27 protein-coding genes and 2 tRNA genes are annotated in these 25,695 nt (G+C 34.9%); 27 read left to right on the top strand and 2 right to left on the bottom strand.

The window, feature by feature from the left end:
* The first annotated feature begins 111 nt into the window (after window positions 1-111).
* From CHB80_RS06905 to CHB80_RS06850, 12 genes are all read left to right on the top strand, one after another.
* Window positions 112-1,635 (top strand): TROVE domain-containing protein, encoded by a 1,524-nt coding sequence (locus CHB80_RS06905; RefSeq protein WP_089370659.1) that lies wholly within the window; start codon window positions 112-114, stop codon window positions 1,633-1,635.
* Between the two features lie 1,969 nt (window positions 1,636-3,604).
* The gene (locus CHB80_RS06900; RefSeq protein ID WP_089370658.1) at window positions 3,605-3,901 is read left to right on the top strand and encodes a S24/S26 family peptidase; all 297 of its coding nucleotides are present in this window, start codon (window positions 3,605-3,607) and stop codon (window positions 3,899-3,901) included.
* A 102-nt stretch (window positions 3,902-4,003) separates the two neighbouring features.
* Entirely contained in the window at window positions 4,004-4,711 is a 708-nt protein-coding gene (locus tag CHB80_RS06895) for a hypothetical protein (protein ID WP_089370657.1), read from the top strand.
* 360 nt (window positions 4,712-5,071) lie between these two features.
* On the top strand, window positions 5,072-5,809 hold the full coding sequence (locus CHB80_RS06890; protein ID WP_089370656.1) for a nucleotidyltransferase domain-containing protein: 738 nt from the start codon (window positions 5,072-5,074) through the stop codon (window positions 5,807-5,809).
* 187 nt (window positions 5,810-5,996) lie between these two features.
* Window positions 5,997-6,338 carry a hypothetical protein gene (locus CHB80_RS06885; protein ID WP_089370655.1) on the top strand — a complete coding sequence of 114 codons (342 nt, stop codon included), beginning with the start codon at window positions 5,997-5,999 and terminating at the stop codon, window positions 6,336-6,338.
* Window positions 6,335-7,390, top strand: coding sequence for a nucleotidyltransferase domain-containing protein (locus CHB80_RS06880; RefSeq protein WP_089370654.1), 1,056 nt, complete (start codon window positions 6,335-6,337; stop codon window positions 7,388-7,390). The genes CHB80_RS06885 and CHB80_RS06880 overlap by 4 nt, the downstream gene beginning before the upstream one ends.
* Window positions 7,380-8,111 carry a hypothetical protein gene (locus CHB80_RS06875; protein WP_143337062.1) on the top strand — a complete coding sequence of 244 codons (732 nt, stop codon included), beginning with the start codon at window positions 7,380-7,382 and terminating at the stop codon, window positions 8,109-8,111. The genes CHB80_RS06880 and CHB80_RS06875 overlap by 11 nt, the downstream gene beginning before the upstream one ends.
* A 66-nt stretch (window positions 8,112-8,177) precedes the next feature.
* Window positions 8,178-9,584, top strand: a complete 1,407-nt coding sequence (locus tag CHB80_RS06870; protein WP_089370652.1) for an RtcB family protein — start codon at window positions 8,178-8,180, stop codon at window positions 9,582-9,584.
* Between the two features lie 10 nt (window positions 9,585-9,594).
* On the top strand, window positions 9,595-10,257 hold the full coding sequence (locus CHB80_RS06865) for a hypothetical protein (protein WP_089370651.1): 663 nt from the start codon (window positions 9,595-9,597) through the stop codon (window positions 10,255-10,257).
* Between the two features lie 19 nt (window positions 10,258-10,276).
* Window positions 10,277-11,668: an SDR family NAD(P)-dependent oxidoreductase gene (locus tag CHB80_RS06860; RefSeq protein ID WP_089370650.1), complete on the top strand. Its 1,392-nt coding sequence runs from the start codon at window positions 10,277-10,279 to the stop codon at window positions 11,666-11,668.
* Between the two features lie 18 nt (window positions 11,669-11,686).
* Window positions 11,687-11,758, top strand: a tRNA-Asp gene (locus CHB80_RS06855).
* A 68-nt stretch (window positions 11,759-11,826) separates the two neighbouring features.
* A tRNA-Arg gene (locus CHB80_RS06850) sits at window positions 11,827-11,898 on the top strand.
* Window positions 11,899-11,917: 19 nt separating this feature from the next.
* Here CHB80_RS06850 and CHB80_RS06845 read toward each other — a convergent pair.
* Window positions 11,918-12,283 (bottom strand): DUF6794 domain-containing protein, encoded by a 366-nt coding sequence (locus tag CHB80_RS06845; protein WP_089370649.1) that lies wholly within the window; start codon window positions 12,281-12,283, stop codon window positions 11,918-11,920.
* A 474-nt stretch (window positions 12,284-12,757) separates the two neighbouring features.
* Between CHB80_RS06845 and fusA the strand changes: the two genes are divergently transcribed.
* The 4 genes from fusA (at window position 12,758) to CHB80_RS06825 (ending at window position 16,484) form a co-directional block, all read left to right on the top strand.
* Entirely contained in the window at window positions 12,758-14,830 is a 2,073-nt protein-coding gene (gene fusA / locus CHB80_RS06840) for an elongation factor G (RefSeq protein WP_089370648.1), read from the top strand.
* A gap of 45 nt (window positions 14,831-14,875) precedes the next feature.
* The gene (locus tag CHB80_RS06835; protein WP_089370647.1) at window positions 14,876-15,595 is read left to right on the top strand and encodes a DUF434 domain-containing protein; all 720 of its coding nucleotides are present in this window, start codon (window positions 14,876-14,878) and stop codon (window positions 15,593-15,595) included.
* A gap of 105 nt (window positions 15,596-15,700) precedes the next feature.
* Window positions 15,701-16,153 (top strand): hypothetical protein, encoded by a 453-nt coding sequence (locus CHB80_RS06830; protein ID WP_089370646.1) that lies wholly within the window; start codon window positions 15,701-15,703, stop codon window positions 16,151-16,153.
* 4 nt (window positions 16,154-16,157) lie between these two features.
* A complete protein-coding gene (locus CHB80_RS06825) occupies window positions 16,158-16,484 on the top strand; it encodes a hypothetical protein (protein WP_089370645.1) in 327 nt (108 codons plus the stop codon).
* Window positions 16,485-16,548: 64 nt separating this feature from the next.
* Here CHB80_RS06825 and CHB80_RS06820 read toward each other — a convergent pair whose 3' ends face one another.
* Window positions 16,549-16,770: a hypothetical protein gene (locus CHB80_RS06820; protein WP_089370644.1), complete on the bottom strand. Its 222-nt coding sequence runs from the start codon at window positions 16,768-16,770 to the stop codon at window positions 16,549-16,551.
* A 163-nt stretch (window positions 16,771-16,933) separates the two neighbouring features.
* On the opposite strand from CHB80_RS06820, the gene CHB80_RS24575 reads away from it, so the two are divergent.
* From CHB80_RS24575 to CHB80_RS06775, 11 genes are all read left to right on the top strand, one after another.
* On the top strand, window positions 16,934-17,071 hold the full coding sequence (locus CHB80_RS24575) for a hypothetical protein (protein ID WP_179218098.1): 138 nt from the start codon (window positions 16,934-16,936) through the stop codon (window positions 17,069-17,071).
* Between the two features lie 461 nt (window positions 17,072-17,532).
* A complete protein-coding gene (locus tag CHB80_RS06815) occupies window positions 17,533-18,126 on the top strand; it encodes a DUF4255 domain-containing protein (protein WP_089370643.1) in 594 nt (197 codons plus the stop codon).
* A gap of 2 nt (window positions 18,127-18,128) precedes the next feature.
* A complete protein-coding gene (locus tag CHB80_RS06810; RefSeq protein WP_089370642.1) occupies window positions 18,129-19,175 on the top strand; it encodes a hypothetical protein in 1,047 nt (348 codons plus the stop codon).
* Between the two features lie 24 nt (window positions 19,176-19,199).
* Complete coding sequence (locus CHB80_RS06805) at window positions 19,200-21,347, top strand: phage tail sheath C-terminal domain-containing protein (RefSeq protein ID WP_179218097.1); 2,148 nt, start codon at window positions 19,200-19,202, stop codon at window positions 21,345-21,347.
* Between the two features lie 31 nt (window positions 21,348-21,378).
* Window positions 21,379-21,819, top strand: a complete 441-nt coding sequence (locus CHB80_RS06800) for a phage tail protein (RefSeq protein WP_089370640.1) — start codon at window positions 21,379-21,381, stop codon at window positions 21,817-21,819.
* A 1-nt stretch (window position 21,820) separates the two neighbouring features.
* Complete coding sequence (locus CHB80_RS06795; RefSeq protein ID WP_089370639.1) at window positions 21,821-22,261, top strand: phage tail protein; 441 nt, start codon at window positions 21,821-21,823, stop codon at window positions 22,259-22,261.
* A gap of 4 nt (window positions 22,262-22,265) precedes the next feature.
* Window positions 22,266-22,418 (top strand): DUF5908 family protein, encoded by a 153-nt coding sequence (locus CHB80_RS24570; protein ID WP_179218096.1) that lies wholly within the window; start codon window positions 22,266-22,268, stop codon window positions 22,416-22,418.
* Between the two features lie 6 nt (window positions 22,419-22,424).
* Entirely contained in the window at window positions 22,425-23,144 is a 720-nt protein-coding gene (locus CHB80_RS06790) for a CIS tube protein (protein WP_089370638.1), read from the top strand.
* Window positions 23,145-24,890 (top strand): type VI secretion system tip protein VgrG, encoded by a 1,746-nt coding sequence (vgrG, locus tag CHB80_RS06785; RefSeq protein WP_089370637.1) that lies wholly within the window; start codon window positions 23,145-23,147, stop codon window positions 24,888-24,890.
* 95 nt (window positions 24,891-24,985) lie between these two features.
* Window positions 24,986-25,276, top strand: coding sequence for a PAAR domain-containing protein (locus CHB80_RS06780; protein ID WP_089370636.1), 291 nt, complete (start codon window positions 24,986-24,988; stop codon window positions 25,274-25,276).
* A 3-nt stretch (window positions 25,277-25,279) separates the two neighbouring features.
* Window positions 25,280-25,693, top strand: a complete 414-nt coding sequence (locus tag CHB80_RS06775) for a GPW/gp25 family protein (protein ID WP_089370635.1) — start codon at window positions 25,280-25,282, stop codon at window positions 25,691-25,693.
* Window positions 25,694-25,695 lie beyond the last annotated feature (2 nt).

Raw genomic sequence — 25,695 nt, 5'->3', positions numbered from 1 at the left:
AGTTTTCTTCCCTTTTTTTTGAAAAAATATGAAATAATTTTCACTACGCAAAAAGATTGCGTATTACATTGAAATATTTGCCCTGTAATTAACAACAAAATACAAGAAGCAATGAAATTTAATGTATTTACAAAGACAAAAAAACAAGTAAGAAATTACGAAGGAGCAAAAGCATATAGACTAACTCCTAAAATGGAACTGTACACAGCTGTTGTTAATTCTACCTTAGAAAAAACAACTTATGAAAAAGGACAGGATAGATTAGAACGAATCATTGATTTGGTTCAGAAAAACGACCCTTACTTTGTAGCACAACTAGCGGTTTATGCTCGTCAAAAAATGTACTTACGATCTATTCCTATTGTATTGGCAGTAGAGTTATCAAAAATACATAGCGGTGATAATCTAGTAAGTAGAACAGTAAATGGTGTTATCCAACGTGCTGATGAAATCACAGAATTACTTTCATACTACCAAGTAGCAAATCAAAGAACGGGCACTAAAAAGCTGAATAAGCTTTCTAAGCAAGTTCAAAAAGGTATCGTGATGGCTTTAAATAAGTTTGATGCTTACCAATTTGCAAAGTATAATAGACAAACAGAAGTGACTTTTAAAGATGCGATCTTCTTAACACACCCAAAAGCAAAAGACGATGCGCAACAAGCAATTTTTAATCAAGTGATTCAAGATACGCTAGAGACTCCTTATACATGGGAAGTAGAGCTATCGAGAGTAGGACAACAGTCCTTTAAAAATACGCAGGAAAAGCAAAAAGCGTTTACAGCAGTATGGGAAGCCTTGATTGATAGCAAAAAGCTAGGGTATATGGCTTTAATGCGTAACCTGAGAAATATTTTAGAAGCAGATGTAAGTGCTGTGCATATAAGCAAAATAGCAGATACGCTTACAGATCCATACAACGTAAAAAGATCAAAACAATTTCCTTTTCGTTTTATGGCAGCATATCAAGAATTAATGAGCATTAAGTCTTCATATACACCATATATGTTAGAAGCACTAGAAACAGCAATTAAAGTAAGTGTTGATAATATAAAAGGATTTGAACTAGACACTAAAGTTGTTATTGCTTGTGATGTATCTGGATCGATGATGCAATCTATTTCTAAAAATAGCAAGATTCAAGCCTATGATATTGGTCTTGTATTGGGAATGCTATTACAACACAAAAGTGAAAATATCATTACAGGTCTTTTTGGAGATCGATGGAAGCGATATATTTTACCAAAAGGGGATGTATTATCCAATGTGATGAAGCTCAAAAAGATTGAAGGTGAAGTTGGTTATGCTACAAATGGTTATAAAGTAATTCAAGATTTGAATACAAAAAAACGAATTGTAGATAAAGTGATGATTTTTACCGATTGCCAATTATGGAATAGCGGTCATTACAATTCAGATACGCATATCGCAACTGAATGGAAGCAATACAAACGTATCGCGCCTAATGCCAAACTATACATTTTTGATCTAATGGGATACAAAAATGCACCACTTAACATCACACATGATGATGTACATTTAATAGGAGGTTGGAGTGATAAAATTTTTGAAGTGCTAGACGCAATTGAAAATGGAGCTTCAGCAATCCAACATATACAGGAGCAATCCTTATAATAATGATAAGCTCACATCTAAAATGGGTGTGAGCTTTTACAAAAGTTCTTTGAAAATGAAGTAAGTTAAACTTTCACATTGAAGCGAAAATTGATGATTTTGCTTCCAGATGAAGTATTTTTTGAACAGCATAGCAGCGCTACGATGTAAGAAAAAAACGAAATATGGGAGTAAAAAGGCATTTTTTAGCCAATAGGGAAAGCTTAAATTACTTCAATACAAATATTGAAAAAACAAGTGCCGTAAAAAAAGGTTACTTCGTAACTATAACGGTCCTAAGGTAGCGTAACACAGGCGACTGTGCTAGCGAAGTCGGGTTAAAAACCGACATGGTGAAAAGTATGTTTCATGCATACGTAAGTCTCTCTGAGATGTCAAATCACCGGTTCACTGTCCTACGGGATAAGAACGGCGCTCTTTCAAGAGCATCTCCTTTTTTGCTTTTTGCCTTGTTTTCTTTACAATAAAAATAAATAAGTGCCGTAGATATGAGTTACTTCGAACTTGAAAAACGTGTGGGTTCGAGTCCCACCATAGTTTTCCGAATAATAGTACCGAAAACTATGTAGCTTAATTAATTGGTAGAGCATGCAATCTCTCATATTGCTTTTTCGCCTTGTTTATTTTAAAATCTATAAAGTAAGTGTCGTAGATAAGTATTACTTCGTTTCATCTAATATCAGGGTCGTAGGTTCGAATCCTACCTTCCTTACTAAAAAACATACTATTTTGGGGAAGTAGCTCAGCTGGATAGAGCATGATACCTAACACACTTCTCGCTAGTAACCTTACTTTATTAATACACATATTTAGTAATGACAAGTGCCGTAAATTAAAGATACTTCGCACTTCTAATGCCGTGGTTGTGGGTTCGAGTCCCATCACTCTCACTATAAAGAATAACACACAAATGAGAGTGTAGCTCAAGATGGATAGAGCACGTAAAACTACTTTGATTGCCTTTTGCCTTGTTTCTTACTATTAAAAATAAGAGTGCCGTAAAAAAATGTTACTTCGAACTACACACGAGAAAGTTGGTGCAACTCCAGCACTCAGCAATGAGGCCTATTTAGTGAGGGCTCGTAAGAAAACATTTTTTGAATGTTGCCTCTTTTAATTCTAAAATAATAAAAAAGTAAGCGCCGTAGATTAAAGTTACTTCGCACTCAGGATGCCGTGGTTGTGGGTTCGAGTCCCACCACTCCTTCTAAAACAAAATAACAAGAAAAGGAGTGTAGCTCAAAGAGGTAGAGCACGATTATAATTTCTTTTATCGTTTATTGCCTTACTTTCATTTAATATAGACTCAAAAAAAGAGTGTCGTCATAAAGTGTTACTTCGTCTTTTAACGGTTACAAAAATGCATTTTATATATATTACCTCTTTTCAAAAAGAATGTGTCGTTAGTATAATCATACTTCGTTCATAGGCTGATTTTGTTCGGGTTCGAATCCCGCATAAGGATTATATGATCGTTACCATTCTTAATATTATAAAAAAACAGTAATGCCGTCGTAATGACATACTTCGCACCCAAAAAAAAGGGGAGGTTTAGTTTACAAACTAACTGGGTTCGATTCCCAGCTGACGAAGCCCCGAATGTTTATTTAGTTATTACAATTTTGCTTACTGTTTTTTAATGTATACGCTTTCGCGAAATCGAGCTTGCGAGATTCACGACCGTAGGGAGAGCAAAGCGTTAAAGCGTATAAAACAAATATAAAGTGCCGTAAAATAGTCATACTTCGGCTAGAGCGCTCATTTTATTATGAGAGGCGTGGGTTCAACTCCTACCCCTATATATAGGGTAGCTCAGGATATATATTGACTATTTGTCTTTTTGCCTTTATTTTTTATACTTTTACGATGTGCATTACCGCACTCGTTCTTTGAAAAAAACCATACTCCATAGTTTTTGAATTATATCAGCTATAATCTGGTATTCAAGTTTAATTTAAATACTATAAAAATGAATTGGAAAATTCAAAAGCTATTGAATGGAGAGACCATTGTCTCTAAAGAACCCGGTAATTCTATGTTACCTATCTTAAAATCAAAACAACCCGTTGTTCTTCAACCCGTCACTTGGGAAGATTGCGAACCAGGAGATATTGTGTTTTGTAAAGTAAGAGGCAACTGTTTTACACACCTTGTCAAAGGGAAAAATGTAAAACGAGGATTACAGATCGGTAACAACCGAGGTCACATTAACGGATGGACCAAAAATGTATATGGCAAAGTAATAGAGATATTACCTGTGTCATAAGTGTAGCGCTCAATGGCGCTTTTTTTATGTCTTTATTTTTCCTACGCAAAACCATTGCGTAATCTAGTTTCACCTTTGAAAAATAACTGAGAAATTAAAGGTATGAAATCAGAACTCTCTCTTTCCATTGAACATCTTTATAACGTATTTGGAACGTATCATTTTGATGCTTCAGAATTTAAAAGTCATAGCTGTCCTTGCTGTTATGATAGAAAAGTAGGCGTTCTTGCTACAACACCTTTACACGCATTAACCAGTGATGACCTTGAATGTTATCAAATTTCTTCTATTTATACGATAGGAACCATTGCACATTACAAACATTTTTTACCGCGTATCCTAGAATTAATAGCACAACCTAATAATGATCTTATCTCTAATTTTTTAATTTCAGACAAACTAACCTATGCCGAATGGGAAACATGGCCTGAAGAAGAAATTAAAGCAATCGATCTTTTTTTTGAAGCCTTATCTGAAAGTTTTATACATCTTGAGACAGTATCAGATTATTATTTTAGTGATCTGTTACAACTTTTAAATCGATATAGCGTTTTTACCAAATTTATAAATAGTTGGTTTGCATCTATCTCTTCTAAAAACTATTCATATATCGTATCTGGTGTGTTATACGGATTTCCTTTTAAGGTAAATGATAACCAATATCAACTAATTACAAATCATTTATTTTCAAAAAATACATTAGATACATTACAAGATATATACTTCAAAACCACAGATATTGTCGAAGCAAATTTGATCTCTATCACCTACACCATTTTAGAAAATAAACACCCTATTACATTTCATTAAATACAAGTATTCAATTAAAACGGCCTTCGAAAAATTGTCGTAAAATTTAATAAACTCGTTATTATATTTCATTAATTACTAACATGACTACATGGATGATCTCTTTTTCTCAAGTATAATAAGAATCTCTCGTTAAAAATTTTTGAAGCCTTGGAGAAAATTTAGAGAAATTCTTATGATTTTTCGCGCTAAGCGAAAAAATACCTAAGAAAAAGTGTCTTTTCTTTTGGTTCCGTTTTCTTTGGACAAGCAAAGAAAATGAACAAAGCCCCTAATTCTCTTTTTTAACAAGAATATTTTAACTACGCAAAAACCCTGCGTACTACCATTTCATATTTGTACTATAAATACATACAAATCATGAAAACAAGACTTACACATATAGAAAAAGAACGCGATGTCAATATATTATTTGCATGCGAATCAGGTAGTAGAGCATGGGGATTTGCCTCTCCAGACAGCGACTATGACGTACGGTTTTTATACACAAAACCGCTTCCCTGGTATCTCTCTATCTCAGACAAACGAGATACAATAGACATCATGGATGGCGACTTTGATGCCGTAGGATGGGAACTTCGTAAAAGTTTACTACTGCTTAAAAAGTCCAACGTCCCAGCAGTAGAACATCTCTTTTCTCCTATGATCTATAAAGGAAATGAAGGGGTGTTGACAGAACTACGTGGTATCGCAACAGACTGCTTCTCTCCTATTGCTTCCATGTTTCATTACCTCAGCATGAGTAAGAAATATGAAGAAAAAATAGTAGCAGACACAGTGAAGTTAAAGAGCCTTTTTTATGCCTTGCGCACCGCCATGGCAGGAAAATGGATTTTGGAATATGGGACTATGCCTCCTGTACGCTTTCGCGAAATGCTACCCTTAATCACAAACGATATCGCAGATGAGATAACACATCTCATGGACATAAAATCTAAAAATGCCGAAAGTTATATGCATAAAAGACCAGAATCTGTGTGCAACTTCATATCAGAAGTCATCGCAATCAATGATCGATATGCAAAAACACTTGCTAGCGGAAAACCAGGTACAGAACGTATCAATAGTTTTCTATACAAGTGCATCACTGAAAGCTAAAAAATCAGGCTGAACTTACTAGAGAGTTAGAGTTATTTAATGAGTAACCTCATACGTCATTCTGAATTTATTTCAGAATCTCAATAAAGTTGCTCAATGTTGATGAGAAACTGAAACAAGTTCAGTTTGACGAAACTCATCCCTCCTTCGGTAAAATCAGTCTGATAAAATACGGAATACAAGAAAAATGAAAACACAAACAGGGTATAAATACCATATAGAACAAGCCCTTATAAAAAACGATTGGAAAATTATTGAAGCAACCATTTGTAATGCCAATATCTGGGAGTCAGAATACTGGATTGTAACAGCAATCCATAATCCAGAAATCAATTTATATGTTAGTTTTAATAAAACATGGCAATACCAATTTTCAGAAGTAACGATCTCAGATATGAATGCTTCTGAATACACACGTATTACCTCAATATATTTATCTAAAGGAAGATTCAATAAAGGTTTACAAAAATGTATAACCGATCTTACTACCTTTAGAAATACCATAACCTATCAAAAAGTAATCTCATGAAAACAATAGCAGACCTTAAAGCATCTGGTTGCATCATTTTTGAATGCATTAGTGGCAGTAAGGCCTATGGACTGGACACAGCTACCTCGGATACCGATATCCGAGGGGTTTTCATTTTGCCTAAGGAACTATTTTATAGTATGGATTATGTGGAGCAAATTAATGATGCGACCAATGATGTGGTATATTATGAATTGCGGAAGTTCATCACTTTACTCTCAAAAAACAATCCTAATATTTTGGAGTTACTCAACATACCTGAAGATTGTATTTTGATTAAAGATCCCTTGTTTGATCGTATTAAAATGGACTATTTCTTGTCAAAATTGTGTAAAAACTCTTTTGCAAACTATGCCTATACACAAATCAAAAAAGCACGTGGACTCCATAAAAAAATAGTCAATCCCATGACTAAAGAGCGTAAAACGGTATTGGACTTTTGCTATGTAAGAAATGCTAAAGCATCTATTCCTTTAAACGAATATTTGGAGGAAAATAAATTACTAGAGACGCATTGTGGATTGGTGAACATTCCTCATATGAAAGATTGTTACAACCTCTTTTATGGAGCAAACAAAGGCTATCAAGGTGTTGCGAGAGCAAATGCTAATGAAGTATGTCTGAGTTCTGTAGAAAAAGAAGAAACCCCTATCGCCTTACTTTATTGTAATATAGATGGGTATGCCGCCTATTGTAAGAAATATAAAGAATACTGGGATTGGGTCGCCAAAAGAAATGAAGCCCGTTATGAAAATAATGTTGCGCATGGAAAGAATTATGATACCAAAAACATGATGCATACCTTTCGGTTATTACATATGGCCAAAGAGATTGCACAAGATGGAATGATCAATGTGCGAAGATCCGATCGTGAATTTTTATTAGGGATTAAAAAAGGGGTCTTTGAATATGATGATTTGGTTGCTAAAGCAGAAGTTTTAAAAGAGGAATTAGATGTATTATATGAGACTTCTGAGCTGATAGAAAAACCTCATAAAGCTCAAGTAAATGAATTGTTAATAATGATTAGAGATGAATTTTATGAAAGATGAACAACTTAGAATTATGTTCTTACATAATGAATTTAGAGATTCTGTTAAATTAATAAGATTAGGTTTTGCTGAAATTCAAAACATTAGTCTTGATAATAATTTCTATCATTTACCTCTACAACTTTTATCAAGCGGTATCGAACGTTTTCTAAAATGTTATATATGTTTAGGTTTTCATGGGGAAAACAACACATTTCCTGAATTGAAAATGCTAAAAAATCATGGACATGATATTCAAAAATTAAAAAAAACAATTACTGAAAAATACTTCTCAATAAGGCACTCTAATGATGAATATTTAAAAAAAGATAGAGACTTCATTAGTAATGACAAGAATTTAAATCAATTACTCTATTTATTATCAGAGTTCGGAAAATTTGCTCGTTATCATAATTTTGATATTGTAACTGGTCACTCTAAACCAAGTATCAATGTAGAAAAAGAATGGGAAGAATTTGAAACAAAATTATTAAAGGACGATAATACTTTATTCAAACATCTTAAAAAACTTTATAAAAAACCTAATGATGATGAAATGTATATTTCTATTAATATTAAAATAATAACTATACTAGAAAAATTTATTCGAGGATTAAGTAAACAATTTACGTTTGTAGATTTAGGAGAATTAGCAAAGCAATTTTCTCCAGAATTATTTGATTTTATGAGTATCGATGATAAAGACTTAGGGAAAACTAATTATAATTTATTACAAAAATAAAACTACGCAAAACCACTGCGTAACACTGTATAATATTTGCTCCAGTAAACACAAAGAATAGAAAAAATGATTACAGGAAAAACATTAATCGACTTAGGATTTAGATCTGGAAAATGGTTTCCAGAAGCGATTACACATATCAATGAAAATGGATTAGAAGGAGAAGCCATACTTGCCTATCTAGAGCAATATAAACTCCCTCCTATACAAGAATTACATGAAGTTGCCATCGATTATAAGATCAATATCAAAGCAGAAAATGAACTGGAAGAAGATAATGTAACATCTGTAATCAATACGATGAATACGCTTATGAAAACGCCAACGGTAGTAGATGGTGCAGTGATGCCAGATGCATGTCCGTCGGGACCTACAGGAACCATTCCAGTAGGTGGTGTGGTGGTGACCAAAAATGCCATCCATCCAGGAATGCATAGTGCAGATATCTGTTGTTCAGTAATGCTAACCGATTTTGGAAAAGCAGCTCCGAAAGAAGTATTAGATGCTGCACATGCGAGTACGCATTTTGGACCTGGAGGAAGAGATCGTAATGATCAATATAGATTTCCTAAGGAGTTATTAGACGCCTTTGAAGGCAACTTTATATTGAATGATAAACATATCATCAAAGCGGCTCGTGCCCATTTAGGAACACAAGGCGATGGGAATCACTTCTTATTTGTAGGAATCTCTGAACAAACAGGAAACACCATGATGATTACCCATCACGGATCAAGAGCACCGGGTGCCAAATTGTATAAAAAAGGGATGCAAATCGCCGAGCGTTTTAGAAAGATCTTATCACCAGATACCTTACGTCAAAATGCATGGATTCCTTTTGATACTGAAGAAGGTCAACAGTATTGGGAAGCCTTACAAGTGATGCGTGCATGGACGAAGCAAAACCATGAATGTATTCATGATGCGACCCTAGAAAAGCTAGGACTGGAAGCAGAAAACCGATTTTGGAACGAACATAACTTTGTTTTTAAAGATGGAGATTTGTTTTACCATGCCAAAGGAGCTACACCGCTTGACGCGAAATTTATGCCTGATATTACAGGACCGCGTTTAATTCCGTTAAACATGGCAGAACCTGTATTGATTGTGTCTGGCGAGACTACCACAAATAATCTTGGTTTTGCACCACATGGAGCCGGAAGAAATGTGAGCAGAACGTATCATAAAAAAACAAAAGCAACTATGACTAATGAAGCTGTTTTTGAAGAAGAAACAGCAGGTCTAGATGTACGTTTCTTTTCTAAAGAGATTGATGTTTCAGAACTACCAAGCGCCTATAAAAGCGCCAAAGCTGTGAGAGCACAAATGGATGAATTTGGTCTAGGTACTGTCATTGACGAAGTGATGCCATACGGATGTATCATGGCTGGTGATCATGATAAAAATGCACCTTGGAAAGTAAAAAGAAGAATGAAACAAGAAGCAATGAATAATTCTAATATTGTTAAATAGCAATATATCAATGAATATAATTAAAACCATACAAACAAGCATTCCGTTCCTTTCTGAAACATGGAAGGAACAGTATGCTCCTTTTTTGGAGGAGGAAGCTTTATACACTTTCGCGAAAGCGTTACACATTTATACACAGCAGGGAATCCCAAAAGAGTATGGGTTGCCGTATTTTAAAGAAGAAGTGACGCCAGATCCTGAGTTTGTATTGAAACATTTTAAACCCTTGTTTCAAGCAACAGACACGACCCCAGAACAATGGGCAAAGGCTATCGAAGCCACACCATTTGAGCATTTATTGGTCATCATGGGACAACGATGGACCTCGGCAAGTATAAAAGATATACATGCCCTTCCCCCTTCTGAAAAAACCTTATTAGAAAGTTGTTTTGCACCGTATAATGATCAAATTACGATGGTGACACGAGCATGGGAAAAACATATGGGACGCTCTTCAGATGCATTTTGGGGAATTGCAAAAGGAAATCCAACTCAGAAAGAAGAAACCATAAAAAAACAAATTACAGAGATGATCCAAACCCAAACTTGGTGGAATATCTTTTATCATTACAAGCATGAGCTTGTGTATGAAATTAGAGTTCCCAGTGGTCACGGTATTCGATGGAATAAAGAAGGCACACAACTCATTGGGTTTTTAGAGCCTTTTTTGTGAGTTAAAATATGAAACGATTATGAACGATTTTACAAAATACTCATTTACAGAAACTGAATGGAATAATTGCCTCAAAGTACTTCTCTTACTTAAGGACGATCCTTTTGACAATCCTGATAATCGACAGTTTGGTGCCTTAATTGCAAAAATTCAGAAACAAGCCAAAAAAATTAGACGTAAAGAAAGTTATTCTCAAAAGAAACAACGTGACTTAGATATTATAAATGACTCTGTTATTTCACAAAATGCTTTGCAAAACACTACTACCTATAGTGTTCATAATGCCCCTATGATATGTATTGAAGGAGAAAAGGCTTCGAATACATTTACAACACTAGAAATTCCCAAAAATTGCTATTGTTGTAATTGGAATTATATCCAAGCGCATTTCTTTTACAATAGATTATGTCCCATATGTGCTGAGAATAATTATGAAAACAGGTTTAAAACTATTGATTTATCTGGACGACATGTGATTCTCACGGGAGGTCGTGTAAAAATAGGATATGCTACAGCCTTAAAATTGTTACGAAGCAACGCCATAGTGACGGTAACAACACGTTTTCCAGGATTGGCTTTGGCTCAATTTAAGAAGGAGAAAGATTATCACACATGGAAAGAAAATCTCACGTTATATGGTTTGGATTTACGAAATCTAAAGGCGGTAGAAACGTTTGTTGAGGATTATAAACAAAAACACGATTCGTTAGATATTCTCATTAATAATGCGGCGCAAACCATCAAATATACAGACTCATATTATAGCCCGTTAATCGCTGAGGAGAAGAAGCAATTAGCCCTTTTAGAAGACACAAAATGGGGAACGCCAAACTGCACTCCCATTACAGGCCATACGCTATTAGAAAATGATGCGCATCAAGAGTTTGTTTCTTTAAATCGATTTGGACAACCTATAGATAACCGCACAAAGACAAGTTGGAATGCTACACTGGAAGAAGTGGGAATGGTGGAGCTTTTGGAGGTAAATCTGATCAATCAGATTTCTCCGTATTTTTTGATTAAAGAACTAACGCCTCTTTTAAAAGCGTCTACATTTGACAAGAAGTTTATTATCAATGTGACCTCATCAGAGGGGATATTTAGTTATAGCAATAAAACGATCTATCATCCACATACCAATATGACCAAGGCTTCTTTAAATATGCTTACACGCACTTCGGGTAAGGAATATGAAACCTACGGTATTTATATGAATGCGGTAGATGTAGGATGGGTCTCTACGGGTGCTAAAGAAGCATTGCGTAAAAAACAATTTGAAAAAGGATATATTCCTCCATTAGATCCTGTAGATGGTGCTGCACGAATTATGGTACCCATCATAGAAGGAATACAAAATATACATAATCCTGTAGGAGCATTATTAAAGAATTATAAAATAGTAAATTGGTAATGTGATATAAAAAAGCAAAGAACGGTAGTTCAATGGAAGAATATCTGCCTGTCACGCAGGGGGTTGTGAGTTCGAATCTCACCCGTTCTTTGTGATTTTATATAATGAAAATTCTTTATATGCTTTCGCGAAAGCATATACATTATATATAAATGCAAAGGATATTAGCTCAACTGGAAGAGCGCTCGGTTGCGATCAGAGAGGTATGAGTTCGAGTCTCATATATCCTTTGTTGTTTTTAGCAATACATTATGATATAAGCAACATATTATAAAAAAGCTCCATTATATCAATGGAACTTTTTTGATTTCTAAAAGCTTCCATTTCTTCTTCAGGATCATAAATAATTTCTCGAGATGTTCTTTTTAAATGATAATAAAAACATTTTAAAACTGTACTTGAAAGCTGATCGCCACTACTTCCCGTATTGATCACTAAAGGAGAATTTTCATTCCACATTGAAAAACTATTTCTTAAATCCAATCCTAAAGTAAAATGGAGATTAAATTCTTCAAAACTTTTAGAATTTAGAATTTCATTTTTTAAAGATTGCGGAATTATTTTTTCTAATATTTCTATAGCCTCCTTTAAATTTTTTGGCTGGCACTTTTCCATTTGATAGAACTATATAAATCAAATGTAAGCATCAATAGCTTTTAAAAAATAGCTTCAAAAATATTTTTTTTGCAAATCTCAATGTAAAGCGTACTTTTGAACCATCTTTTAAAACAAAAGAAATGAAAACGATTTTTAACAACAGAAACATCATTGCATGTAACGGCGCTATCAGGACTGTGTACCTAGGTAGTGTAAGAATCGTATCCTAAACTGAAAATTCTATATTTATATATGAGGCTTTCTTTTAGGAAGCCTTTTTTTATACTACCTATTTTACCAGACAATTAAAAACAATAGGGGCTACATCACGTAGCCTAGTATAAAAACATATATCTCATGTGCATCTTAAAATTTATAGTAAAAAGTACATTCCGAAAACTTCGGGAGAGATAGCCTATTGTATAAAAACAACTGCTAAGCCTCTCCTATCGAGAGGCTTTTTTTATGCACAACAAATTAATTATTAAAAAGATGAAAAAATATAGAAAACTTAGAAATATAGGAATCATAGCTCATGTAGATGCTGGAAAAACAACCACGACAGAACGCATGTTATATTATACAGGAACGATACACAAACCTGGAAATATAGATGATGGTAATACCGTAACCGATAGTGATCCTCAAGAAGCGACAAGAGGTATTACAATATCGTCTTCGGCGATTTCTGCAAATTGGGCATATCAAGAACATGAATATCAAATAAATATTATTGATACACCTGGACATATTGATTTTGCTATTGAAGTAGAACGTTCATTACGTATTCTGGATGGAGCAGTTGCTTTATTTTGCGCTGCATCTGGTGTCGAGCCACAATCAGAAACAGTTTGGAGTCAGTCGGATCGTTATCAGATTCCTAAAATCTGTTTTATCAATAAAATGGATCGCATAGGTGCCGACTTTTATAAGGTAGTACAAGATATCGAGCGTGAGTTTAATGTCACCACCTTAGTCACTCAACTTCCTATTGGAGATGGAGATGATTTTGAAGGAGTCATAGACCTCATTAAAGAAAAAGCTTTGTATTGGAATGCAAACGACCTTGGGCATACTTGGGAAGAAAAAAATATTCCTGAGGGATATCTTTCTAGTGTGAAAGAATGGAGAACAACCTTGCTTGAAACCATAGCGAGTCATGATGAATCTATTCTAGAACAGTATTTGGATGGTGCAGCGATTTGCTCCTCTGAATTGTTAGAAAGCATACGTCGTATAACGATAGCACGTAAGGCTGTTCCTGTACTTTGTGGGTCGTCCTATAAATATATTGGAGTACAACCTTTATTAAATGCAGTTGCTCAATTTTTACCTGCGCCACAAGATTTGGAATATGTAGAAGGAATAAATCTCATCACAAATGAGAAGGAACAAAGAGCACGATTGGAAAGTGAACAATTTACTGCTTTTATATTCAAAGTTGTTACAGATAAGTATGTAGGAAACCTCGCAATGGCAAGAATCTATTCTGGAAGTATTCCAGCTGGACAAACTATTATCAACTCAAAAACGGGCATAAAAAACCGTGTGAGTCGGATTTTAAAAGTCCATGCTGATACGTATACAGAATTGCAAGAAGCCAATGCTGGAGATATTGTTGCCTTTATAGGATTAAAAAATGTCAAAACGGGAGATACATTAACAATGATAAATGACCGCTTTGTACTAGAAACTATTGAAGTTTCTGATCCTGTAATTAGTATCGCTATTGAACCTAAATCCAAAAATGATGAAAAGCATTTTGGAACGGCTATCGCCAAAATACTTGATGAAGATCCTTCTTTAAAGATGTCGTATGATCCACAAACAGGGCAAACAATTCTTTTAGGAATGGGAGAGCTTCATTTAGATGTTCGTTTGGAGAAATTGCGATCCGATTTTGGAATTGCTATTAACAAAGGAAATCCTAAAGTCTCTTTCAGAGAGCTTTTAACAACAACCGTACAACATACGGAAACGCTTAAAAAGCAAAATGGAGGTAATGGTCAATTTGCGCAAATTATGTTTACCATAGGACCGCGATTAGACTCAGAAAAAGGATTGGATTTTGTAAGCGAAATCAAAGGAGGCACCATTACCAAGGAGTATATCCAATGTGTAAAAAAAGGGTTTACAGAAGCCATGAAAACTGGAGTCATTGCTGGGTATCCTATAGAGTCTATGCGTGTTGTTCTTCAAGATGGAAAAATGCACGAAGAAGATTCAAATGGATTGGATTTTGAAACGGTTGCTAGAATTGGTTTTAAACAAGCTGCCGTTTTAGCTAAACCGCAATTATTAGAACCTATCATGCAAGCAGAAATTGAGTGTCCTGAAGAATATTTAGGTAATATCACTTCAGACATTAATAAAAAGCGAGGTATGATTACCGAAATCCAGGATAACGGTATGAAACGAAAAGTTCGTGCTGAAGTTCCACTTTTGGAAACATTTGGATATATCTCAAATGTAAGAACCTTAACGAGTGGTCGAGGATCTGTTGCTTTAACACTTTTAAAGTATCAAAAAGTAACAGCAACCGTTCTTGATCAAGTCGTATCATAACTATAAAACGCCATGTATGTCATGGCGTTTTTTTACTTTTAAAAAATGACTACTAGAAACCGAGGAAAAGAAGGACGTGATGATCTCTTATTTGGAGACCCAAAAATGCAATACAACATAAAAGAAGCGGTAACCGATATCTCGTATTTACTATCCCGAGGGTTTTCTGAAAAATCATCGGTGCAATTGGTAGGCCATCGATATAGACTCAATGCACGTCAACAAAAAGCGGTTCAAGGGATGAGTGCCGCAACTAAGCAAGTAATCCATCGTAAAACAACTAGAGTTTTCATAAACCAATTGAAAGATCAAACACTTGTTATAGATGCATTTAATATCTTAATTATTTTAGAGAGTTTCTTTTCAGGCGCCTATGTATTTAAAGGCCTCGATGATTGTTATCGCGATGTCTCTAGTGTACACGGGACCTATAAACGTGTGCAGCAAACACAAGAAGTCCTTATTGCCGTGGGAGATTTTTTAAAGGAGGCGCAAGTCAAGGAAGTGATCTGGGTGTTTGATCAGCCTGTGAGTAATAGTGGCCGGATGAAAATGTTACTGGGTGAGCTTTCGCGAAAGCGTAATTATGCATGGCAATGTATTCTTGAGTATAACCCAGATAAGATACTTGCAGAAAGCACACATATAGTTGCCAGCTCTGATGCTTGGATTCTTGATAGAGCACAACGCTGGTTCAATCTTTCTGGAGCAATTATAGAAACATCTCAAACAGAGAAAACAGGCACTATTCTCCTTTCCAATTAGCATTTCTAAAAATCTACTGAAACTACTGATTGTCAGTGCTTTTATTTTACTTTTTACTTGCAAAATAACCTAGATTTGATCTACAAACAGTATAAAACCTAAGTTATGAAAACACGTAAAATATCTTTGATACTAGGAGTTGTTGCACTTATTTTAAGTAGTTGTGCCAGCCTCTATGATCATTACACTTACACAGAAACAATTGCTACAAAAATACAAGCGGTAAGTTTAGTAGAACAAAGTAACGAGTCTTACTCACTTCATGCATCGGAAGTGACTGCACTTAAAAATCAGTTGCAAAAAATGCTTGCCTATGAAGAAGGTAAAGCCAAAAATGATATCACTGTACGCATGTGGAGGGTTCTTAATAATGATGAGAAACTTATAAAAAGCTACCTCACTTTATGGGAAGAAAAAGGAACATTAAGTCCTGTATTTATAGGTGAAGCGAAACCTCAAATAGAAGAGGCCTTTGATATTCTAATCGCTTATGAAGAAAAAAAGGACAAAAAAACAGAAGCCACCATCATTGATTTTATTGACACCATAAAAAAGTAAGACCATGGATTTTGATATCATATTTAAAGAATTAAAAGAAGAAATTGCACAACTTGCCAAAGACAAGTTTAATGAGCAAAGTACTGCTATTGCTCAAGATATGCAGGAATACTTAGCACATTCTAAAGAGAAATTACAAAAATGGGCAAAGCTATTTAAAGCACAAAGTATAGATAAGGATGAATTAATCTGGTTACTTAAAAGTCAGAAAGACTTACTTGTATTAAAGTCTTTACAAAATATAGGCGTGAGTAGTATTAGTATTGGTCATTTTAAAAATAAGATTGTAGATACGGTACTTTCAAAAATTGTAGCACAAGTACAATCGTAAGATATAGCTGTGTCATATAAAAGAAAAGCGAACTCCTTTGAGTTCGCTTTTCTTTTATCTCTTATTAGCAACCAGTATCTTGATATTCTGTTGCGCCGTTTTGTGGACAAGGATCATCACACGATTGCGTAATGAATACCATAAAAGGACTCCCTGCAGGGAAAAAAGTACACGCACAACAATCTCCACCCGGAAAACCTGGAAAACCAAATCCTCCTTTTACAGATTTTTGATCGTTTTTACTTAACTCTTGAGCCCCAGTAATTCTTGAAATCTTTTTTAACATAATTAAATTATTTTGGATTAAATTAGAGTATATAGGTATAAAGTATATTCCTTAACTACAACATATACATCCCTATTTTAAAGAATCTAGTGAGACGATTTTTAACGTTTATTTTAAACTTTAGACAAGTATTATTGTTACCTTAATTTAAAAATTAAAGCAAATGAAAAAACTAAAAGAAAAGAAGCCTCTAAATACATTTGTAAAAAACACAATAGTAAACTCTCGTGTAATAGAAGGAGGAGCATTTAATCCCAGTCTAAGTATAGATAATATATTACAAGGTAAAGCAAGTGGTTAATATGTTAATGAAAAAATGTAAGTTATTACATTCAAACTTTAAATCAATTACAGAAACGTTATGATAGAATCATAGCGTTTTTTGTTTCTATTGGTTACGCTTTCGCGAAATCGAGTTTACGAGATTCATGACCAAAGGGAAAGTGAAACGTTAAAAAACATACAGATTTCTTGTAAAATATTGATTCCACACACGACAAAAACATAACTTCCTGATTATAAAGCAATCCAATGTGTTTTTAGAAGTAAGTTCGTTGGTCTTATAAATTTCTCTAATCATCGGCGTAAAAACACATCTCCCTCCTATTTTCCTACAAAAATAGTTGAATCCCCCTTTTTTTAAAGGGCATTTACCCCTTATAAATCAAGCAATTACGCCTACATTTTTATAATGAGTATGAGGTAATTTTAAACTCCCAAAAGTGATAATCACTCTTGATCCAAAATTACACACTAGACCTCATGATTTTTGAAACACTCCAAGTTATCAAGGAAGAAGTAAACTCCTATTTTGGAGGGAGTATTGTTTCTTTAGAAAATATCGCTGCCATCGAAGCTGAGCCAGGAGGCGGTGGAGGAGGCGGTGGAGGAGGCGGTGACAGCAGTGATGTTGTACTATCACTCATCAACTTACAAGAAGAGTTTACCCTGAAGAATATACCTAATCATTATATCAATAATACAGAGGTAAACTATCGCAATCCAAAAGTCAATTTAAACCTATACATCCTCTTTAGTAGTACAAATACACTTTATGAAGAAGCCTTAAAAAACCTTACCAAGGTGGTAGAGTTTTTTCAAGGAAAAAAAGTATTCACTCAGGACAACACCAATTTTGAACGTGTAGATGATATGGTGAATGTAGGAGATTTCAGATTTATAACAGATCTCTACACACCCACATTTGAAGAACTCAATTTTATATGGGGTACGCTTGGAGGTAAACAGTATCCTTCTGTGATCTATAAAGTCACCTTACTAGAAATAGAAAGAGATGTTGTGTCTAATAGAGGTACTGTAGTTTCAGGACTAAACAGCGGCTTAAAAAATAAATAATCATGTTTTATAAAGCACTTTTTAATATCAATATTCATCACGGTTATTTTCTAGATAGCGGAGATCAAAAGTTTCTTCCTATTGATGAAGATGATGAGGAATTAAGTGATATCGAAAAAGAAAAAGCATTGATACCCTATTCCATAAACGAGTATCTAAAGATAATTCCAAGTAAAACAACGCAAGACCTATGTAAGAATCATCGTATGCTATTACGACCTCATAAGCAAGGATTTAGACTTTTAATTGAAACAGAAGAAGGTGAAGAAGAAGGAAGATATAGTCCTATCATTCCTTTAGATGATACCGCAGTCTTAACTTTTGAAATATGTGCCACCGACGCTTACTTTAATAACTATACGGATATCGTAGATATTTCTAAAAATAGAATGTATTTATTTTCCAATACAGTACCTGAAGATCAAATCAGTGCTTTTGAAAATATCTTTGATGAGAATGGAGGTGTTGTAGATAAGCGTTTCTTATTAAAAGCACAAGCTACAAGAGACTTATTAAGAGACATTGCTGCAGAAGATGATTTTACACAACCCACAGTAGCCGATCAATTTTCTATACCACATATAATAGATCTTATAGAAGCAGATGAGGAATTAACTGATGAACAAAAAACAAATCAAGTTAAAAAAGTACTTAATGCACTCATTCAAGAGAAAAAGAAACAAGGGATTATAGGATATCTACGCCTATCAGCAAAAGGAGATGATGACAATCACCTTCTAGAATATGATGAAACCGATCCTGATGACATACAACAGTACACCTTAGAAATACTTCCTGAGTTTACCCTAAGTTTTATAAATAAAAAAACCTTCTGGAGGTACATCAGCACCTCAGACAATGCAATTCTTACTACCAATAGCACAAAATGGTCAGCAAGAAACGGTTTTATAGAAATTAAAACAGATGATTTTGATGCCGATGGTCTTGAACCAGAAGACACAGATCCTGAGAACTATTCCTTTCCAAACCCTACAGTAGCTACTGTAAAGAAAGAAGACGACGATTACTATTCTGAAATATTTATTTAAAACAAAAATTAAACAATTAAAATTATGACAACGTACAAAACACCGGGAGTCTACATAGAGGAGATTGTAAAGTTTCCACCATCGGTAGCTCAAGTTGAAACGGCAATTCCTGCTTTTATAGGTTATACGGAAAAGGCAACCAATAAAGTAACAGGAGACTTAAAAGGTCTGCCTACTCGCATTACTTCTATGCTAGAGTATGAAACCTTTTTTGGAGGTGCCAGACCAGAAAAAACAATTAAGGTAAACGTAACAGATGTACTTGTAGATGATACAAGACAACGTTCTATTGTAGTAGATCAACCTACAGATCGTGAACCATTCTTAATGTATTACTCTATGCAACTATATTTTGCAAATGGAGGAGGCCCATGTTATATCGTTTCTGTAGGACGTTATGGTAGTGATTTGGATAGTGCAGATAGCCCAGTTACTTCTATCAATAACTCCGATGATTTTAATACAGGATTAGCAGCTATTAGAAAAGTAGATGAACCTACATTAATTCTTTTTCCAGATGCAACAGCTTTAAGTACAGATACAGAATTTTACACGCTGTATAATGAAGCCTTAAAACAATGTAAAGAGTTACAGGATAGATTTACAATTATTGATACAAGAGGCTATGATGCAGATAGTCCTACGGATGCTAATATTCAAAACTTAAGAGATGAAATTAGTGCGGAAAAAGATTTCTTAAAATATGGAGCTGCTTATTATCCATACTTAAAAACTACCTTAAACTTCATCTTTAATAATGAAGATATTGTCATTAATCATACTGATAAAGGTGATCCTCAAGCAAAAGTAGTTATCACAGCCAATATTAATAGTATTGACACAGATATCCCTTCAGCAATTGAGAGTGTTACCGATAAAGCTGTTGCAGATTTAGATGGTTCTTTAGCTGCTGTTGCAAATTATCTATATAGTATCAATTCTGGAAACGAAGGACTTAATTTAGATGAAAGAGGTGGCGAAGGTAAAGATTACTCAGGAGCTAGACCATTAACATTACATAGTAGACTTACTACTTTATTGACAGATTTAGGGGCTTTAATTGATGTTAAGAAAAACATCAATATTGAAGCAAATGCTGCTATTTCTTCACTTTCTGATGAACTAGGCGCTGCTGCCGATGTAGCCGATATTCAGGCACAACTAGACGCTTTTAATTTACTTTTTGAAGATACAGACACTATAGAACCTGTGTATACTGAACTCACTAAGCTAACTACCAATCTAAAGAAGTTTATAGACGAGGGTAATCTAACCAAGGTAACCAATGTTACAGAAAATAATACATCAAACATTGTAGCTGAAATCACCAAGTTAATCACCGTAGATATGGCAGCTGCTGCACCAGCAGAAATCACGCCTATTCAAAGTACAGATGCAACCATTTTTGATGGAATTTCAGCAGCATGGGCATTAGTAAGAGATGCTATTCTTGACGAAGCAGCAGTAGGCGATCAGAATATCAACTTAGATACCAATAATGGTGAATTACACGGTAGAAGTCTAGCTTCACTAGAAGTATCTGATAACGAAGCATACAATCAAATTTTAACTGAGATTGGAAACTTACCATTAGAATTACCTCCAAGTAGTGCAATGGCTGGAATTTATGCTAGAGTAGATGCAGATAGAGGCGTTTGGAAAGCACCAGCAAATGTAAGCTTAAGCTATGTTATAGAACCTACGGTTCAGGTATCACATGACGATCAAAGAGATCTTAATGTAGATGTAAATGCTGGTAAATCTATAAACGCCATAAGAGCATTTGTAGGAAAAGGGAACCTTGTATGGGGTGCTAGAACTCTTGCAGGTAATGATAATGAATGGCGCTATATCTCAGTAAGACGTTTCTTTAATATGGCTGAAGAGTCTATTAAAAAAGCAACCGAACAATTTGTTTTTGAACCTAATGATAAAAATACTTGGGTACGTGTAAAAGCAATGATAGATAACTTCTTAACACAACAGTGGAGAGCAGGAGCACTTGCTGGACCTACACCTGATAAGGCATTTTATGTAAGTGTTGGATTAGGAGAGACAATGACCGCGCAAGATATTCTAGAAGGGAATATGATTATTGAAATTGGAATGGCCGTAGTACGACCAGCAGAATTCATTATCCTGAAATTCTCTCACAAAATGCAAGAAGCTTAATTAATCACAAATAATTTAAAAACAAAATATCATGGCAACATATCCATTACCAAAGTTTCATTTTAAAGTAACTTTTGGAGACTCAGAGTTTAATTGTACAGAAGTATCTGGATTAGATTTTGAGCGCGAAATGATCGAGTATAGAGCAGGTGCAGACAATGTGTACTATAAAACAAGACAACCTGGCCTAGAGAAATATAGCAATATCACTATAAAAAGAGGAACATTTGCAGATAAGAGTAAAGAGTTCTATAGCCAGTGGGTGAAAACGGTATACTTCCAAGAAGGAGAAGAAGAATACCGTGGTGATCTTACCATTAGTATGCTAGACGAAAAACACGAACCTGTAATTACGTGGAAAGCAGAAAACGCTTATATCACAAAAATTCAGTCTACAGACTTAAAAGCCGATGGAAATGAAATCGCAATTGAGACTGCAGAGTTTGTTCATGAAAAATTAGCGCTGGTATAATATGGCAACCTATTATCCACCTATAGGATTTCATTTTAAAGTCGAGTTCTCTGGAATTTCGAACAAAGAAAATGATCACCAATTTCAATCGGTTTCTGGGCTTTCTGTAGATCTAGAAACCGAAGAGATTGCTGAAGGAGGAGAAAATAGATTCAAACATAAAATTCCAGTACGTACAAAGTATCCAAATTTAGTTCTTAAACGAGGATTACTTATAGACTCAGGTGTGATTGAATGGTGTAGAGATGCATTAGAAAAATATGTAATCAAACCTGTAGATATTACTGTGAGTTTACTGGATGAAAAGCACGAGCCTTTACAGTCATGGAAAATTGCACACGCATATCCTGTAAAATGGAATGTTGGCGATTTTAATGCTGAAGAGAATAAAATTGTCATCGAGACCTTAGAATTATCCTATAACTATTTCAACATCTTATAATATCATGCCCATAGAAATCAAAGAGCTCTATATCAAAATCAATGTAGATGATTCTAAAAACGCAAGTAGTGGATCAACTACAGAGGATTCGGCAGCAATTATTGCAGCATGTATAGAAGAAGTTATGGAAAAACTAAAGGATCAAAAAGAACGCTAAGAAATCATGAACGAAGGAAAGTTACAGAAGCTTGTTATACGTTGCTATAAAGACGAAAAATTTAATGAAGAGATCTCTAAGTATACTGCTTTATTAAATCCTGAAAAATATTCAGAATCCTTTAAAGCAGAATATAAAACAGATCAAGCGCAAGGTACTAGTAATAATGCACCTCAGTATACGAGGTCATTACCTTCAGAACTAGATTTAGAATTTCTTTTTGATAGAACAGGTGTTATTATTCATTATGGAGATGATCCAGAAGCTAGTTCGGATGATACGGTATACAAAGATCAAGGAAATGGCATTATTGAAGATATCGCAAATTTTAAAAAAACAGTATATGATTATAATGGTGAAAAACACAAACCGAATTACCTCACGGTAAGTTGGGGAGCTTTATTATACAAAGGAGTTCTTACAGAGTTATCTATAGAATACAAACTATTTAAACCAGATGGCACTCCTATTAGAGCGATAGCTAAAGCAAAGTTTATCTCTTTTGAAGATCACGAAAAAAGAACTTCAAAAGAAAATAATCAATCACCAGATTTAACACATTACCGTACTGTAAAAGCAGGCGATACCTTGTCTTTAATGACCCATCGAATTTATGGAGATCCAAAGTATTATCTAGAAATAGCCAAAGTAAACAACTTACATAATTTCAGAAAACTAACACCAGGTCAAGAATTGTTTTTTCCACCATTGACAAAAACATCATAAATGAACAATAGCGGCGTCATACAAACAGCACAAAGCCCAGATCTTGTCACATTCAAGATCTTAACAGAAGGACAGGAGCTTTCAAATATATACCAGGTAAAAAGCATCATGGTACAAAAGGAAGTAAATAGAATTCCTATGGCTAAAATTGTGCTGATAGACGGTGAGGCATCAGAAAGAGATTTTGCTTTAAGTAATGAAGATCTCTTGATTCCTGGAAAAAGCATTGAAATTACAGCTGGATATCACTCAGATGAAGAAACTATTTTCAAAGGAATTGTTATTAAGCATAATCTAAAAATTAGAGCCCAAAGAACACACCTTATTATTGAGTGTAAAGATGAGGCTGTAAAAATGACCATAGGCAAAAAAAGTACGTATTTCTATGAGAGTAAAGACAGTGAAATATTTGAAGAATTATTAGGGAATTACTCGCTTGATAAAGACGTAGAAGCGACAAATTATATGCATCCAGAGTTGGTGCAATACAACGCTTCCGATTGGGATTTTATGATTGCAAGAGCGCAAGCAAATGGAAAGCTTTGTTTCATAGATGATGGTAAAGTAACGATTGCTAAACCTGATATCGGACAATCTGAAATCGAAACCATTACTTATGGAGGATCTATGTTAGATTTTGATGCAGAGATAGATGCGAGACATCAAATCAAAAAAGTATCTTCTTATGGATGGAATCATGCAGATCAAGAACTCTTAGAAATAGATGGTACAGATCCTTCTGTCTCATTAAATGGCAATATTGCTGCCAGTGACTTGAATGCAATTATAGGATTAGAAACCATGGAGTTACGCCATGGAGGTGCTGTAACTGATACAGAACTACAAGATTGGGCAGATGGTAAATGGTTATTCCAACAGCTTGCTAAAATTCGTGGGCGCGTAAAATTTCAAGGAATTGCATCTGTAAAACCTAATACCATTCTAAAATTAGAAGGTGTCGGTGAACGATTTAATGGAAATGCATACATCACCGGTGTAAGTCATACGATATCGGATGGAAATTGGACTGTAAATGCACAATTTGGGTTACATCCAGAATGGTTTTCAGAAACGTTTGATATCAATGCACAACCTGCTTCAGGGTTATTACCTGCCATTGCTGGTTTACAAGTAGGTGTGGTTTCTCAACTAGAAGAAGATCCCGATGGAGAAGAGCGCATTTTAGTACAAATCCCAATCATTAATCATGAAGAGCAAGGGATATGGTGTCGCGTCGCGTCGCTAGATGCTGGAGAAAACAGAGGTGCTTTTTTTAGACCAGAACTCGGAGATGAGGTGATTATAGGATTTATAAATGAAGACCCCAACGATGCTGTTGTTTTAGGGATGCTACATAGTAGTGCAAAACCCGCTCCATTTACAGCAAGTGATGATAATCATGAGAAAGGATTTGTCACTAGAAGTGAAATGAAAGTTGTTTTTGACGATGATAAAAAGTCAATTAATATTTCAACACCTGCGGGAAAACTAATCGCACTAGATGAAGATGCGGGCACTATTGTTATAGAAGATGACAACTCTAATGTAATTACTATAGATAGTAATGGAATTTCTATGGAGAGTGCAGGAGATATTGCAATAAAAGCCTCTGGAGATGTTACGATAGAAGGTACAAATGTAGGCATCACTGCCAATGCAGAGTTTAAAGCAGAGGGATCTGCTGGAGCCGAAGTCTCTACCAGTGCTATTGCTGTATTAAAAGGATCATTAGTACAAATAAATTAAGAAAATAATACGCCATTGTACGCTTTCGCGAAAGCGTATAAAGCATAAAAACAAAACGGCTAGAAGCTACGCTGATAGCAAAACACTTAATCACTATGGGAGCACCCGCTGCAAGAATAACAGATATGCATGTTTGTCCAATGGTTACTGGAACGGTACCACATGTAGGAGGGCCTATTCTTCCTGCTGGTGAACCTACCGTACTTATTGGAAACTTACCTGCCGCAAGAGTAGGTGACATGGCAACTTGTGTTGGACCTCCTGATAGTATTGTAGCGGGATCTTCATCGGTGCTTATAGGGGGAATGCCCGCAGCCAGATTAGGAGATTCTACAGCACACGGAGGAAGTATTGTATTAGGTGACGTAACCGTATTAATAGGATAAACAATGGATATTAAAAATTCGTTTTTAGGAACTGGATGGGCATTTCCGCCAGAGTTTGTAAAAGAACAAAAGCAAACAAAGATGATTTCTAATGAGGAAGACATCAAAAGTAGCTTACATATTTTACTAACAACACGACTAGGAGAACGTGTGATGTTTCCAGAATACGGTTGTAATCTGGAAGAACTATTGTTTGAGTCGCTTAATAGAACATTAATCACCTATACTGTAGACCTCATCAAAACAGCTATTCTATATCATGAACCTAGAATAGATGTACTTAAAATAGACATCTCAGAAACAGATCCATTAGAAGGAAAGCTCGTCATCGCTATAGATTATATAGTGAGAGCTACCAATTCAAGAACCAATGTAGTATTCCCATTCTATAAAGAAGAGGGAACTGATATATCATAAAG

The organism is Dokdonia pacifica, assembly GCF_900188275.1.
Lineage (GTDB): Bacteria > Bacteroidota > Bacteroidia > Flavobacteriales > Flavobacteriaceae > Dokdonia > Dokdonia pacifica.
Note: the sequence above shows the minus strand (reverse complement) of the source record. Positions and strands in the feature narration are given on the sequence as shown.